This is a genomic window from Microbulbifer sp. S227A (assembly GCF_049800935.1).
In genome coordinates, this window is sequence record NZ_JBNAFZ010000018.1 from 43,311 (window position 1) to 58,508 (window position 15,198).

Genomic DNA, 15,198 nt, shown 5'->3' on the forward strand with positions numbered 1-15,198 from the left:
TGTCTGATCGGCTGGCCCGTCCCGGAGAATTCTCATGACCACCACACTCGATATCGATCCCGTCAAGGAAACCGAATTGATCGCCGGGCAAAATGATGCCTTTCGTCGCTCCATTCTCAGGACCACCCCCGTCGCCGATGCGCCGCAGGGCCAGTTTGTCATGACCCGTGGTGTTGCAGCACTAGGGCCGGACGCCCAGCTCGCTCTCACCCGCCGCGTCGCTTCGTTTGACGCGTTCAACGCTGACAGTGACCCCCATGGTTGGCACGAGATGGGGGTCATCGACTTCGACGGGACCACGACCTGGTTCAAGCTCGATTTGTACGACGTCGACTATCAATATGGCTCTCCCGAGCCATCCGATCCCGCGCAAACCCGCCGCGTCCTGACCCTGCTTCTGCCGTCAGAATACTGACGCCCCTCTTCTTCAACATCACCTCGGATCGCCCTTGCACAAAGGGCGGTCCTTTCGCGCTGGCGGGTTTCCATGGGGCGCGATGGTCGCGTTCCGCCCGCCGCAGGAGACCAGAGATGGCCAAGACACTCGACTATCAGATCACCCTCTATCCCGCGCACCGCGACGGCGCCTTCGTCGTCACACAGTTCCAGATGATGGCGAATTACCCGGAAAAGCGCATCCAGGCCGCGGGCATGGACGACCTGATCGACCAAGTGACGCAGTTCGCGATGGAGCATGGCGAGAGCTGCAGTGCCTCAGTGCGCTGCCTCGCCCCGCGCAAACCGCCGGGGTTCAAGCGCGCGACTGAGAATCTGTATTTCAACCTGGTTGACCGGACGGGTGACGAACGCGGCGACGCCGCGGCTTGAAGCCCCCCGCAGGAAACCTCCTGGGCGATCTGATGCAAAGGTCGCCCTCCCCTTCCCTCAATTCCAAAGGATCGAAGACATGACACAAGTGAATGATTTTTACGCGCAGATGCTGGAAGCCCAGCAACGCGCCGCCGAACAGAGGGTTGTGACCCGCGTGGCCCTTCTCTCCGAACTGCGTGCCGTCGGCGTGACGAAGATCGAGGTGCAATACGAAGGCTACGGCGATTCCGGCAATATCGAAGATGTCGTCGTGACGCCAGACACGATCTCTCTCTCAGAAGAGTTGCGCCGCCGGGTCGAAGATTTCGGCTGGGACTTCGCCTATGCGCTCAGCCCCGGGTTCGAGAACAACGAAGGTGGCTATGGCGAACTGACCTGGGTGCTCGCGACTGACAACATCGATGTCAGTCATTCGAACCGCTACATCGCGACCAATACCACCGAACATGAGGGGCTTTGATATGGCACATCCCCTCCACCACGCCGAAAGCTCGGCCCGAAAGTTCGGAGGTGTTCCAGATGATTACCAATATGTGCACGATTGGTTCGACTCATCTAAGGAACACCTCGCACTTTTCACCCACCGAGCACATCGGCACCACACGCTCGGGATCTTCGAAGCTGAGCGTTTGTTTGGGCGAAGCCTGACCAACAGCGCGGGCCGGGTCGTGCCGATCCGCTGGATCGGCGAACAACATGTGCGCGAAGACTGCCAAGGGCGCATCCCGTCGCTGGCCGACTGGCTTGGACGCATCCAACCGGAACCGTGGATGGCCAACGGCCGGATCGACAACGACCCGACGCAGATCGGCAGCGATCCGCGCGCGGTCTGGAGCCACGCGGTGGCAAATCACCAGACCATTCTCGGCTTCGAGGAATGGCTGCTGAAGGTCTCGGTCGAACACGTTCAGCACCGCCAGAACCGCGCCGCCGCCTGATCCGACGGGCGGCAACCTCACCAACCAACTCATCACAACCAGATCGACTCGCCTGCGCCCAATCGGCCTGGCGAGTCGATTTCGTTCCAAGAAAGGACATCGACATGCACGACCCTGTCTATGAGGAGGCCTATCACGGCCACACCATCAAGATTTTCCATGACCCCGATCCCGAAAGCCCACGGGAGTGGTCGAACCTCGGCACGCTGATCTGCTGGCATCGGAGATACCGGCTGGGCGAAAGCCACCATTTCGCAAGCCCCGAGTCGTTTCTGCGCGATCTCGCGGGTGTCTCGGATCAGTGTGATCTCTCAATGGACCAGTTGCGCGAGCGCGCCGAGCGCAAGGCGATCCTTCTGCCGGTGTTTCTCTATGACCATTCCGGCCTCGCGATGAACACCATCGGGTTCCACTGCCCGTGGGATTCCGGCCAGGCCGGTTACGTCTATGTGTTGCTTGAGGCGGTTCGGAAGGAGTTCGATGTGAAGCGCGTCACCAAGGCACTGCGGGAAAAGGCAGCCGACATCCTGCGCGCTGAAATCGTCAGCTACGACGCCTATCTTGGCGGGCGGGTCTATGGCTATGTCATCGAGCGTGACGGCGAGGAGCTCGACGCCTGCTGGGGCTTCTTCGGCGACTATGAGCTGGACTGCCTGTCCGAGGCACGAGCGTTTGTAGACCATCTCGTTTTACAGGCGAGATCCAGAGCCGTCGCCGCCGAAGAACTGGGCGCAAGCCCACCTCCGAGTTGAAATGCGTGAAGTACTCATATATGTTATTCATGCGTATTTCGGAGGTGAACATGGCAAGCACAAGCGTCACACTGGGCCCCCATTGGGACGAATTCATTGCCCTGATGTTGAAGGAAGGGCGCTACGGGTCAACCAGCGAGTTGATCCGCGCCTCCTTGCGCCTGATGGAAGAACAGGAAGGTCAGCGGGCGCGGCTTCGCGTTGCGTTGATGGAGGGCAAGCAATCCGGCGACGCTGGTCCGCTCGATATGGATGCGATCAAGCGCGAGGCGCGGAGCCGCTCCGGCGCTTCTGATGCGTGACATCCATCTCTCTGAAGCGGCTAAATCCGATCTCGTCGATATCTGGGTCGAGACAGACCGACAGTGGGGCGCGGCGCAGGCGGACCGCTATCTCGACGACATCGAGCGTGCCCTGAAGGGGCTGATCGCCAATCCTCAAATGGGGTCGGACTGCTCCGATCTCCTGCAGGGTGCGCGTAAACTGATCACGGGCCGGCACCTCGTGTTCTATGAGGTGGACCCGGACAGGATATTTGTGATCCGGATCCTGCATCAATCGATGGACGTGCCTCGCCATCTGCGGCCGTCCTGACGCAGGGCAAATTCGCACCAGGGCTTTGCCATGAAAGAGCGAGAGACAGGGCGGGAGGGGTGACCCCTCCCGGGTGCGAGAGTGCGCGCGGGGCCTGGGGCCAACCCTCAACTCCGGAGATTGCCGATGAACGCTCACCCCCATTCCGTCCCGCTTGCATGTCTTTCAGAGGCCCCTGCCCTGCCCGAGGCTGCAGGCGTTGCTCAAAACCTGATGCAGGCTGCAAATGCCCTCGTCCCTTTGTTCGAGGCTGGCAAACCCATTGACGCCGCCGCTGTTCGCGCCGTGATGGAGGAGGCCTTCGGTGCCAGCGACACGAGCGGCGCCTGGGTTTGGAAGGACGCCTACGAGGCCGTCGAGGTTGCGCAAATCCTGATGCTCGCGCGCTATGGCGCGCTGATGCAGCGCCAGGCGGCCTCGCCGCAGGCCTTCCTCACCATGATCGAGCGGCTGGCCAGTCTGGCGCCCTCGCACACACGGCGTTCTGAAGATAGCGTCCGCCTGCAACAATTTTCGACCCCCCTGCCCCTTGCGGCGATTGTCGCGCAGGCGGCGGGGTTTCGCGAGGGCGACCTGGTGCTCGAGCCATCCGCTGGCACCGGCATGCTGGCGATCTTCGCCCGGACTGCAGGCGCGCGGCTTGTTCTCAATGAGCTTGCGGAAACGCGCCGTGCCTTGCTGGAACAATTGTTTCCGGATGCTGTTGTCTCGGATCACGATGCCGCCTCGATCGACGACCGTCTCGACCGCGCAATCACGCCCTCGGTCATCGTGATGAACCCGCCGTTTTCGGCTGCGAACCATGTCGAAGGTCGGTTTCGGCAGGCGACCAGTCAGCATGTTCTGTCCGCGCTGGCACGTCTTGCTCCGGGTGGGCGGCTTGTCATCATCACGGGCGAGAGCTTTCGGCCCTCCACCAAGAGTTTCCAGCCGACGTTTCAACGCATAGGCCAGAGCGCAGACGTGGTGTTTTCCGCCGCGATCGACGGCAAGGTCTTCGCGCGGCATGGCACCACGATCGACACACGGCTGACGGTGATCGACAAGCGTGCGACTGGCGCTGATGAGATCGCATCGGTCGAAAGCGAGGCCGTCTACCATCCGATCTGCGCAACCACGGGCGATCTTCTCTCCGCAGTGCTCACCCATTGTCCCGCGCGCCGCAACCCCCCGCCCTGCCCTACCAGCGCGGCATTGTCTGTGCCGAACCGCCAGTCCCGCACCAACCTGTACGCTCTGCGTAACGCCGCCCGCAAGGAAACCCGCGCCCGCGCCGAGGAGCGCGCCCGGCATCCCTTTGATGATGTCGTGACGGCCCCGCTCGACTACCTGCCGAAAGCCTGGAGCGTACCGGGCGTCGCGCTGCAGGACACGGTTTACGAGACCTATAATCTTCAGGCGATGCGGATCGGCGGCGCAGCGGAGCACCCGACAGCACTTGTCCAATCCGCAGCCATGGCGTCTGTCCCGCCGCCCGTGCCGACCTATCGCCCAGTCTTGCCGAAGTCCCTTGTCGCTGACGGCCTCCTCTCCGCTCCGCAGCTCGAAAGCGTGATCTACGCGGGCAATGCACACGAGGCGCACCTGAAAGGCTGGTTCAAGCGCGGGGAGATCGAGGGTCAGCTTATGGCCGCGGCGGAGGGTGACGAAGGTGCCTTCCGTCTGCGCAAGGGCTGGTTCCTGGGCGATGGCACCGGCTGCGGCAAGGGGCGGCAGGTGGCGGGCATCATTCTCGACAACTGGCTCAAAGGGCGCCGCCGGGCCGTTTGGGTCTCGAAGAGCGACAAGCTCATCGAAGATGCGCGGCGCGACTGGATGGCCCTCGGGGGGCGTGAAAGCGATATCGTGCCGCTCTCGAAATTCCGCCAAGGGAGCGACATCCGCCTGCCCGAAGGCATCCTCTTCGTCACCTACGCCACGCTGCGCTCCGCCGAGCGGGAAGGCAAAGCCTCCCGTCTCGACCAGGTGACGTCCTGGCTCGGCGCAGGGTTCGACGGGGTCATCGCTTTTGATGAAAGCCACGCCATGGCCAATGCTGCTGGCGAAAAGTCCGACCGCGGCGACAAGAAGGCCTCACAGCAGGGCCTCGCTGGCCTCGCACTGCAAAACGCTGTGCCTGATGCACGCGTCCTCTATGTCTCGGCCACCGGGGCCACGGTCGTCGGCAATCTCGCCTATGCCTCCCGCCTCGGGCTCTGGGGCACTGGCGATTTCCCCTTCGTGACACGTGCAGAGTTTGTCGCCGCGATGGAGGCCGGGGGTATTGCCGCCATGGAGATGATCTCGCGCGACCTGAAGGCGCTTGGGCTCTATCTGGCGCGGTCCCTCTCCTATGCCGGGGTCGAATACGAGATGCTGGTCCATGAGCTGAGCCCCGCTCAAGTCGCCATATACGACAGCTACGCCGATGCCTACCAGATCATCCACAACAACCTTGAGGCAGCGCTTCAGGCCTCGGGTATTTCTTCTGAGACCGGCACGCTGAACGCCCAAGCGAAATCCGCCGCGCGTTCGGCCTTCGAGAGCAACAAGCAGCGCTTCTTCAACCATCTCATCACCGCCATGAAATGTCCCTCGCTGATCCGCGCCATCGAGGCGGACCTTGCAGCAGGGCACTCGGCCGTGATTCAGGTGGTCTCGACCAGCGAAGCGGTGATGGAACGCCGCCTTGAAGAGATCCCTTCCTCGGACTGGGACGATCTGCAGGTCGATTTCACGCCGAGGGAGAACATCATGGACTACCTGATGCACAGCTTCCCGACGCAGCTTTTTGAGCCTTACACCGACGAGAATGGCGATCTGCGCTCGCGCCCCGCCCTCGATTGCGATGGCAACCCGATCATCTGCCGCGAGGCGGAGCGGCGGCGGGATGATCTTGTCGAGCATCTTGGGGCCCTCGCCCCGGTGCAGGGCGCGCTCGACCAGATCCTCTGGCATTTCGGAGGCGATGCAGTGGCTGAGGTCACGGGGCGCAAGCGGCGCATCGTCAAGACGCGTGAGGGGCGGCTCAAGGTCGAGAACCGCCCCGCCTCCTCCAACCTCGGCGAAACCCAGGCCTTCATGGACGATGCAAAACGCATCCTGATCTTCTCCGATGCGGGTGGCACCGGGCGCAGCTACCACGCCGATCTCGGGGCCAAGAACCAGCGCCTTCGGGTGCATTACCTCCTGGAGCCCGGGTGGAAGGCCGACAATGCGATTCAGGGTCTCGGGAGGACCAACCGCACGAACCAGGCGCAGCCGCCACTCTTTCGCCCCGTCGCCACAGACGTGAAGGGCGAGAAGCGCTTTCTCTCCACCATCGCCCGCCGCCTCGACACGCTGGGTGCCATCACCAAGGGACAGCGCGAGACCGGCGGTCAGAACATGTTCCGTGCCGAGGACAACCTTGAGAGCCCCTACGCACGCGCTGCGCTGCGCCAGTTCTTCTACAAGCTGCGTGCGGGTAAGATCGAGGCCTGCTCCTATGCGAAATTCCAGGAGATGACTGGGCTGACGCTCGATGAAGCGGATGGCACGATGAAAGAGACCCTGCCGCCGATCCAGCAGTTCCTGAATCGTTGCCTCGCGCTCCGCATCGACATGCAGGACGCGATCTTCGAGGCCTTCGGCGGGTTCCTCTCGGCCATCATCGAAGATGCGCGCCAGGCAGGCACGCTCGATGTCGGCCTCGAAACGCTCAAGGCCGAGAAATTCGAAATCGTCGACCGCAAGGTCATCTTCGAGCACGGGGCTACGGGCGCAACGGCAACTGCGCTGACCGTGGAGCGTACCGATCGCAACGATCCGCTCACCCTGCCCCGGATCAAATCGATCTGCGCAAATACGGACGGCGCGACGCTGTGCTGGAACACCTCCTCCAAACGCGCGGCGCTGATGGTGAATGCGCCGGCCTTCATGGACGAGGACGGCGTGCCGATCCTGCGGGTGAAGCTTCTGCGTCCGATGGCCACAGAAATCCTCGCGCTGACCGAGTTCTCGAAGTCGCACTGGGAAGAGATCGATGATGCGATATTCGAACAGCTCTGGCAGGCCGAGGTCGAGGCAGTGCCGGAGTTCACCACCTCAAAGATTACGCTCATCTGCGGGCTTCTCCTGCCGATCTGGGATCGGCTTCCCGCTGACAACATGCGCATCTACCGCCTTCAGACCGAGGATGGGGAGCGCGCCATCGGTCGACTGGTCAGCCAGGAGCAGCTTCTCAATGTCTTTGCACGCCTTGGTCTCGATTGCCAGATCGAGATGACGCCGCGGGAAGTGCTCGCCGCCGTGATGGAAGCCAGGACGACGCTGAACCTCCTCGGCGGCTATCAGCTGCGCCGGTCGCTGGTCATGGGGCAGCCGAGGCTTGAGCTGATAGGTGCTTCAGGCGCGGCCCTGCCCGGACTGAAGGCAATGGGCTGTTTCACGGAAGTGATCCAGTGGAAGACGCGGGTGTTCATTCCGGTCGACGGCATCGAGGTGCTGACACGGGTCCTTGCCGAGCATCCAGTTGGCGCCGGCACATCGGAGGCCGCCGCATGAGCGCGCGCCACAGTATCGCGGACCTCTCGGCCGATCTGGCAGACCATGCCGAGAGTTTCTGCCGCCAGTATTTCCCCGAGGGGCGCAAGCTGGGTAATTATTGGCAGGTCGGCGACACGTCCGGTGCAAAGGGCCAGAGCCTCGCCATCCGTCTGCAGGCGCAGGTTGGTCGTAAAGCCGGGTCCTGGCAAGATTTCGCGACGGGTGAATATGGCGACCTGATCGACCTGCTGCATGAACGGCTTGGGTCTGTCACGCTCAAGGAGACCCTGAGGGAGGCTCGATCCTTCCTCGGCGAAGCCCCCTGCCCTGCCGTACCTCGAGACACCCAAAGGGCTGAGCGCCCGGATGCAGCCTCCAGCAAACGCATCGCGCGGGCGCGCAAACTTTTCGCTGCTGGCAAGCCGGTGTTTGGCACCTTGGCCGCCACCTATCTGCAGGGGCGCGGGATCACACGGCTCGGCCCGGCCCTGCGCTATCACGCGCGTGTCTTCCTGCGGCAGGGCGAGGACGACCCCGATCTGCTGGAACGGGCCCCTGCCCTACTGGCAAAGATCACCGACAATCGCGGCCAGATCACCGGATGCGCAAGGGTTTTTCTCGACCCGTCCACCGGCGGTTTGGCCGAGATCGAGAGCCCGAAGCGGATCCTCGGACAGCTGCACGGCCATGCCATCCGCTTCTGGTCCGGCAAGGCGCGCAGCGATCTCATCGTCGGTGAAGGTCTCGAGAACACCCTCTCGGTCGGCACGGCTCTCCCCGAGTTCGATCTCGCCTCCTGTCTCACTGCCACCCATCTCGGCCTCTTCATCCCGCCGCCGAGGATCAAGCGTATCTGGATCGCGCGGGACAATGACGAAGCTGGACGCGACGCATCAATAAGATTGCTTAACCAACTGGAATCGCTTGGAATTACCTGTGGTGATCTCGTACCAAACATGGGCGATTTCAACGACGATCTGCGGGCATTTGGCAAAGATGCGCTGCGCCGTTCTCTGCTAAAGGCCATGAAAGCACAAGGTCTGGAGATCGAGGACGGGTGACCGCCAACCTCCCCGGGGATGCCTGACCGGGCAAAGGTTTCGCCGGTTCTATCTGATCCCGTTTGGACAAGGGGAGCGATGGACCGGCGGGTCGGAGCAGAGTGCTCCTCGCCCGGGCAGCAATGCGCCCGCTACCCGGAAAATTCCCCTGCCCCACCACATGACCGTGGCGGGCCATTCCTCGCGGGAACAATTTTCCGGTCCGGGTCACATTCTCCGCTGCGCTCCGATCCTGACGGATGCGGCCCGGTCGCCGCCGGTCCTGTTATCGCCCCATCCAAATCGGGTCAGATCAAACAGAGGAACCAGACAATGCCCCATCAGACAGACATCCAAGAGGAAACCGGCGTGACCTCCGCCATCCTCGACCACCTCGCACTTCACGTCGCAACGCCCGGGCCCGGCGAGACCGATCATCGCCCCCTGCCCCAGCCCGACGAGGTCGAACTCGCCATGGCGACGCTCTTTGACACCACCATCGGCCTCCTCACCGGAAGCCAGTTGGAAGACAATCTCGAAGAGATGCTCTGGTCCCTGACCTCGATCTTCCATCGCCGGCTCACCCATATCCAGAAGCTCCTCGATGACAACGAATTCGAGGTCCGGGAAAGTCTGGCCATCCAGGACGGCTCCGAGGTCGCCTCGGTCGAACTCGAGCGCCTCCAGATGATCGGGCTGAAGCTCTGGGACCATCGCGACGCTTTCGAGCAGATGCGCGATCTGGCCGTGGACCACTTCTCGGCCGCCACCGGTTCACCCTGGCTGCCCCGCACCGGATCCAAGGTCTCGCATCGCGGTCTCACCTCCGCCGTGGTGGACAGCCGGGCCTATCTCTCGGCCAAGCGGCGCAAGGAGACCGAGGTTCACTGCCCCGAAGGCACGCGGATCGCCTTCTCGGGCGGGGACTATCACGCCTACGACCTGATCTGGTCCGTCCTCGATGCCACCCATGCGAAATACCCAGACATGATTCTTTTACACGGCGGCACACCAAAAGGTGCCGAGATGATCGCTGCCCGCTGGGCAGATACCCGTGGTGTCACGCAGGTGGCGTTCAAACCCGACTGGAAGAGCCATGGCAAGGCTGCCCCCTTCAAGCGCAACGACAAGATGCTCGAGACCATGCCCCAGGGTCTGATCGCCACGCCCGGTTCGGGCATCACCGAGAATATCGTCGACAAGGCCCGCAAACTCGGCATCCGCATCAAGAGGATCGGGGCTTAGGCCCCGGTTCACGCACCGCGCAGGAGATCCCGCACGACCACAGCCTCGGAGTAATGGAACGCTACCCTTGTGGTGGACTTGGTGCACGACGCAATATCTAGAAAGTGCTTGCACGAATCTGGCTGGTCGGGCAATAGTCTCGAAAAATAACGCGCGGTCACATAAAAAACGCGCCCACGGATCGGGGCAGACATGAGCGAAGCAGAACAGGATCTTGATATCGCCATCGGGCACTACGCGGAACTTCTCGCGTCGAACCTGCATGCTCAGCGCGCTGCGCACTTCCCACCAGATGCAAAGAAGGTGATGCGCACTTTGACCAGCGGCGAAGCTGCTGAGCTCCTTGGCGTCGACCATACCTATCTTCGGAAGCTTCATCGAGAAGGAAAGATCGTTGACGTCGAGACGACGGCGGGAAGTCATCGCCGCTATACGCTCGACGATATCTGGGAAATCCGGCAGACGCTTGAAGGAAATGCAAAAAAGTCTGGAACTTACGTGCCTGGGCGTCGCGACGGTGACGAGCTTCAAGTCATATCAGTGGTGAACTTCAAGGGCGGCTCCGGCAAAACGACGACGTCTGCTCACCTCGCTCAGCGCTTGGCGCTAAAGGGGTACAGGGTTCTTGCGATCGATCTCGACCCCCAAGCATCTCTTTCGGCTCTTCATGGAATCCAGCCAGAACTCGACCTTATGGAGGGCGGAACCCTCTATGATGCCGTTCGCTACGACGATCCGGTTCCGATCGCCGAAGTGATCCGCAAGACTTACATCCGCGGCCTTGATCTTATCCCGGGCAACCTTGAACTCATGGAGTTCGAGCACGAGACGCCTGCTGCTATCCAGCGAGGCGGAGCGAAGGCGTTCTTCGCGAGAGTTCATGACGCACTCGATAGTGTTGAAGCAAACTACGACGTTGTTGTGATCGACTGCCCGCCGCAGCTTGGTTTCTTGACGATGTCAGCACTTTCTGCGTCCTCGGGTGTCCTCGTGACGGTTCACCCGCAGATGCTTGACCTCATGTCGATGTCTCAATTCCTGCGAATGACTGCGGATCTCCTGGGAGTGATCAGGGATGCAGGCGCAAATCTGCGCTTCGATTGGCTGCGCTTCTTGCCAACGCGATACAAAGTCGGCGACGCGCCACAAACCGAAGTCATCGCCTTCATTCGCGGGCTGTTTGGGAGGTCGGTCCTGACCAATCACATGGTTGAATCGACCGCAATATCTGATGCCGGCTTGACCAAGCAAACGCTCTACGAAGCTGACAAAAAGGACTTCACGCGTCAGACGTTTGATCGTGCGATCGAATCCATGAACGCAGTGAACGATGAGATCGCTGAAATCATCCAGAACACATGGGGTCGGAATGGCAAGAAAGCCTAAACTTGGCCTGCCGCTGCAGACCCTTCGCAACGCTCCTGACGCTCTTGAAGGGCGCCGACTGCGTGGCGGTGTATTTGAGATCGATCCGGCGCAGATCCTTACCGAAGGACGGTTGGATGACAGGCTTCAGATTGAAGTTGAGGGCCTGAAGAACTCTATTTCCAAGAACGGTCAGCGTGTGCCCGTCTTGGTGCGCCCACTGGAAGGCGATCGCTACAACCTGATCTATGGCCGCAGACGCTTGGAAGCATGTCGCGAACTCGGTATCAAAGTTCGAGCCATCGTCACAGAGGTTGAGGGTGATCAAGCGCTTCGAGATCAGCTTCTCGAGAACCAAGAGCGTCGTGATCTGAGCTTTATTGAGCGTGCGCTCGTTGCGACGGCACTTCTGGACGGTGATCATTTGGAAGGGGCTGAGCGCACCAATCGAGGTGTCGCCGAAGTCCTTAACCTCCACGAAGCCGGGGTTTCACAACTCTTGAGTGTCGTTCGGACGGTCGGCGAGGAACTCATCCAGGCAATTGGTGCGGCTCCCGGGATTGGTCGCCCGAGATGGGAAGAGCTCAAAAAGGCTTTGGGTGCCTACGACGGTGATCGAGACCAACTGCAAGCCGTAGCTCATGCAGCCAAGTCCGAAAGTTCCGGCTCGGTCGATGAGGTTTCTGAGCGTGCGTTTCTCGCAGTTCTGGCAGCCGCGAAGAGCGCAGAGAAGAAAGCAAGCCCGTCTAGAAAAGGCGTGCCTGCTTTGGCGATCCCCGGTGTCGGAGCTGCGACGGTCAAGACCAGCCGCCAAGGCAAGCAGCTTAAACTCGATCTGACTACGGATGAACCTGATTTTATCAGCTGGTTGGAGGGCAATGCCCCAAAGCTGATTACCGAGCTTCATGAGCGCTGGAAGCGTTCAGAAGACTGAGGAAGAGCAACCAACAAGAAGGAGGCACGATACAGGCAAAAAGAAAAAGGCCCCGAGAAGCTAGCTTCACGAGACCTTTGTAAGGTTTCGCACCGGGATCAGCCCGCTACAAAATCTCAGTTTTCGCACTTCTGAATGTAGCGTTCTGGCCCCTACCCCGCAAGCGCAAAGCGATTCGCGGGCCCTAGAATTTTTGTCTTCGTGAACATTTTCATGGAGTACACACCAATTTCGCCGTTTATGCGGCCGATTTCGCACGCTCATTTGCGCGTCATCGAGCGACCCGAGGCATCTGTTCCGGCCAGACCCGTTAACAAGTGGGAACTCCTGCGCGAGCTCTCCAAGGCGCAAGCGGCCTTTGGGGTCTCGGAACGTGATCTGACTGTTTTGCAGGGGCTCCTCAGCTTCTTTCCGGACGATGCGCTTGGCGGGAACGCCGAGATGGTCGTCTTCCCCTCGAACAAGGCGATCTGCGAGCGCCTGAATGGCATGCCGTGCTCAACGATGCGTCGTCACCTCGCGCGTCTCGTCGAGGCTGGCTTGCTCCAGCGGCGCGATAGCCCCAATGGGAAGCGCTACGTCCGCAAGCACGGCGAAGACCGCGTCGCCTTTGGCTTCGATCTTTCCCCGCTCTACTGCCAGTCCGAGGAGATAGCACGGGCCGCAGAGGCCGTACGTGAGGCTGAGGAGCGCGTCAGGCGCCTGAGAGAGGTCGTAAGCCTCATGCGACGCGATCTCGCGGCCCTCGCCGAGTTCGGAGACGAGATGCAGCCAGGCCTAGGCTTCTGGGATCAGCTTCGCGACAAGGCTGCCCTCACAGCCCGCGCGCTTCGCCGCAAGCTTTCAATTGAGGACCTCGCGGCCTATCGAGCCGATCTTGAAGCTCTCCTTGACCAGGCACGCAACATCATTGATGGCCCTGAAACAGAAGAAATGAACACCAATGATGCCCAATCTGAGCGTCACCATCATAATTCAAATAAAGAATCTATAGATTTTGAGCCGGCTTTAGAAAAAAGCGGTGCGGCGGCGGGTGTGCCAGATGTGGATACGAATGAGCCGGTGGCTGACGTTGATGAACAGGACACAAGACATCTGCCAAAGATCCCGCTTCACCTAGTGATAGCGGCATGTCCCTCGCTGAAGACCTTCTACCAAGGTGAGATCCGGCATTGGCATCAGCTTTTCGATGCGGCGGGCCATGTGCGGCCAGCCATGGGGATCAGTGCGTCTGCATGGGAAGAAGCACAGCGGTTCATGGGTCCGGAGCAAGCGTCGATCGTCGTTGCTGCGATGCTGGAACGCTTCGCCGACATAAGATCGCCTGGTGGATACTTGCGAGCTCTGACTGCCAAAGCTGCGGCCGGCGAGTTCTCCTGTGGGCCGATGGTCATGGCATTGATTGGGCGACGATCTGCAGCTTAACAGCTGTTAAGGTTGAGAGACTGCGTACTTTTCCGCCACCTCGGGACTGTCGACTTAACAGCTGTTAAAGTCCTGCCTCGCGAGCGTCAGAATATGAGAGGGAAAGGGTTGTTGGTTTGAGGGTGACGGGAAGTGAGATCGGAAGAGTGGCTTCCGGCGCCCGTCGTGGAGGAGATCTGATGGCGAAACCTGCCCAGAAAGTCACCCAGTCCCCGTTCCGGGACATTCCCTTCGACAAGCTCGTGCTGAGCCAGTCCAACGTCCGGCGCATCAAGGCCGGCATCTCGGTCGAGGAACTGGCCGAAGACATCGCCCGCCGCGGGTTGCTGCAAAGCCTGTGCGTCCGGCCCGTTCTGGCGGATGATGGGTCCGAGACAGGCAAGTTCAAAATACCCGCTGGCGGTAGGCGCTTCCAGGCCCTGTCACTCTTGGTGAAGCAGAAGCGCCTGGCCAAGACGACGCCCATTCCCTGCTTCGTGCGGGATGCGAAGTCCACGATCCTCGCCGAAGACGACTCGCTCGCCGAGAACATGAAGCGCGCTGTCCTGCATCCACTCGATCAGTTCCGCGCCTTCGTGGCGCTGCAGGAGAAGGGTCAGGGCGACGAAGAGATCGCAACCGCCTTCTTCGTCAGGCCGCAGGTGATCAAACAGCGCTTGAAACTCGCCGTCGTGGCCCCTGCCCTGCTCGAGCTTTATGCCGAGGATGAAATGACGCTGGAGCAGCTGATGGCCTTGACGGTTAACCCGGATCATGAGCGCCAGGTTCAGGTCTGGGAGGCGATCCGCTCGTCCTGGAACAAGGAGCCCTATCAGATCCGGCGGATGCTGACGGAAACCTCGGTGCGGGCATCCGATCGTCGTGCTGTCTTTGTCGGCATCGATGCCTATGAGTCTGCTGGCGGCACCATGTTGCACGACCTCTTCCAGGGCGATGACGGCGGCTGGCTGGAAGACCCCGCCCTGTTCGATCGTCTGGTCAGCGAGAAGCTTCAGGCTGAAGCCGAAGCCATTGCGACCGAAGGTTGGAAATGGATCGAGGTCTCGCTCGACCTGCCCTATGGCTACAGCCACGGTTTGCGGCGGCTGAGCGGAGACCCGGCACCGATGACGGATGACGAAGGCGCGGCCCATGCCAAGCTTCTTGCCGAATACCGGGCGCTCGAAGAGGAATACGAGGGCCAGGATGAATTCCCCGAGGAAGTCGACGCGCGACTTGGCGAGTTGGAAATTGCGATGGAGAAGCTCGAGACTCGGCCGTTGATCTTCGACGATGAAGAGATCGCGCGGGCAGGGGCTTTTGTGACGCTTTATCGCATGGCGAGCTTGTCGTTAATCGCGGCTTTGTCCGGCCCGAGGATGAGCCTCGGGAATACGCTGATGTCTTCAGCTGTGAACCGACAGCAGGGCGCTGAGCTTTCAACGGGGAGTTACGCGGATGGTATCGGCCACGGTACGGAAATCACTTCTGCTGGTCAAGCGCTTGGCGCGAACGCACGCGACGACGAGGACGATGGTGCGTTGAAGCCCTTGCCTGAGCCCGTTCCCGACACCGAGCAGGCTGAAGAT

The 15,198-nt window shown here is 61.0% G+C and carries 13 protein-coding genes and 1 pseudogene; all 14 read left to right on the forward strand.

The window, feature by feature from the left end; genetic code table 11:
* Nucleotides 1-34: 34 nt before the first annotated feature.
* Complete coding sequence (locus tag ACP15R_RS24455; RefSeq protein WP_093455101.1) at nucleotides 35-415, forward strand: DUF3768 domain-containing protein; 381 nt, start codon at nucleotides 35-37, stop codon at nucleotides 413-415.
* Nucleotides 416-531: 116 nt separating this feature from the next.
* Entirely contained in the window at nucleotides 532-828 is a 297-nt protein-coding gene (locus ACP15R_RS24460; protein ID WP_093455100.1) for a hypothetical protein, read from the forward strand.
* 79 nt (nucleotides 829-907) lie between these two features.
* Nucleotides 908-1,291 (forward strand): DUF6878 family protein, encoded by a 384-nt coding sequence (locus ACP15R_RS24465; RefSeq protein ID WP_103911894.1) that lies wholly within the window; start codon nucleotides 908-910, stop codon nucleotides 1,289-1,291.
* Nucleotide 1,292: 1 nt separating this feature from the next.
* Nucleotides 1,293-1,769: a DUF6915 family protein gene (locus tag ACP15R_RS24470; protein WP_093455098.1), complete on the forward strand. Its 477-nt coding sequence runs from the start codon at nucleotides 1,293-1,295 to the stop codon at nucleotides 1,767-1,769.
* A gap of 104 nt (nucleotides 1,770-1,873) precedes the next feature.
* Nucleotides 1,874-2,521 (forward strand): hypothetical protein, encoded by a 648-nt coding sequence (locus tag ACP15R_RS24475; protein ID WP_093455097.1) that lies wholly within the window; start codon nucleotides 1,874-1,876, stop codon nucleotides 2,519-2,521.
* Between the two features lie 50 nt (nucleotides 2,522-2,571).
* The gene (locus ACP15R_RS24480; RefSeq protein WP_036784147.1) at nucleotides 2,572-2,823 is read left to right on the forward strand and encodes a type II toxin-antitoxin system ParD family antitoxin; all 252 of its coding nucleotides are present in this window, start codon (nucleotides 2,572-2,574) and stop codon (nucleotides 2,821-2,823) included.
* A complete protein-coding gene (locus ACP15R_RS24485) occupies nucleotides 2,816-3,115 on the forward strand; it encodes a type II toxin-antitoxin system RelE/ParE family toxin (protein ID WP_103911893.1) in 300 nt (99 codons plus the stop codon). The genes ACP15R_RS24480 and ACP15R_RS24485 overlap by 8 nt, the downstream gene beginning before the upstream one ends.
* Before the next feature lie 126 nt (nucleotides 3,116-3,241).
* Nucleotides 3,242-7,639, forward strand: coding sequence for a strawberry notch-like NTP hydrolase domain-containing protein (locus ACP15R_RS24490; protein WP_424988534.1), 4,398 nt, complete (start codon nucleotides 3,242-3,244; stop codon nucleotides 7,637-7,639).
* Complete coding sequence (locus tag ACP15R_RS24495; RefSeq protein ID WP_009827040.1) at nucleotides 7,636-8,682, forward strand: DUF7146 domain-containing protein; 1,047 nt, start codon at nucleotides 7,636-7,638, stop codon at nucleotides 8,680-8,682. Before ACP15R_RS24490 ends, ACP15R_RS24495 begins: the two co-directional genes overlap by 4 nt.
* 312 nt (nucleotides 8,683-8,994) lie before the next feature.
* Nucleotides 8,995-9,906: a DUF2493 domain-containing protein gene (locus ACP15R_RS24500; RefSeq protein ID WP_009827041.1), complete on the forward strand. Its 912-nt coding sequence runs from the start codon at nucleotides 8,995-8,997 to the stop codon at nucleotides 9,904-9,906.
* Between the two features lie 192 nt (nucleotides 9,907-10,098).
* Complete coding sequence (gene repA, locus ACP15R_RS24505) at nucleotides 10,099-11,292, forward strand: plasmid partitioning protein RepA (RefSeq protein ID WP_009827042.1); 1,194 nt, start codon at nucleotides 10,099-10,101, stop codon at nucleotides 11,290-11,292.
* Nucleotides 11,276-12,205 carry a plasmid partitioning protein RepB gene (gene repB / locus ACP15R_RS24510; RefSeq protein WP_037954833.1) on the forward strand — a complete coding sequence of 310 codons (930 nt, stop codon included), beginning with the start codon at nucleotides 11,276-11,278 and terminating at the stop codon, nucleotides 12,203-12,205. Before repA ends, repB begins: the two co-directional genes overlap by 17 nt.
* Before the next feature lie 213 nt (nucleotides 12,206-12,418).
* Nucleotides 12,419-13,630 carry a plasmid replication protein RepC gene (gene repC / locus ACP15R_RS24515; RefSeq protein ID WP_037954835.1) on the forward strand — a complete coding sequence of 404 codons (1,212 nt, stop codon included), beginning with the start codon at nucleotides 12,419-12,421 and terminating at the stop codon, nucleotides 13,628-13,630.
* 179 nt (nucleotides 13,631-13,809) lie between these two features.
* Nucleotides 13,810-14,124: pseudogene (locus tag ACP15R_RS24520) on the forward strand (ParB/Srx family N-terminal domain-containing protein); the annotation flags it as partial.
* Nucleotides 14,125-15,198: the final 1,074 nt, after the last annotated feature.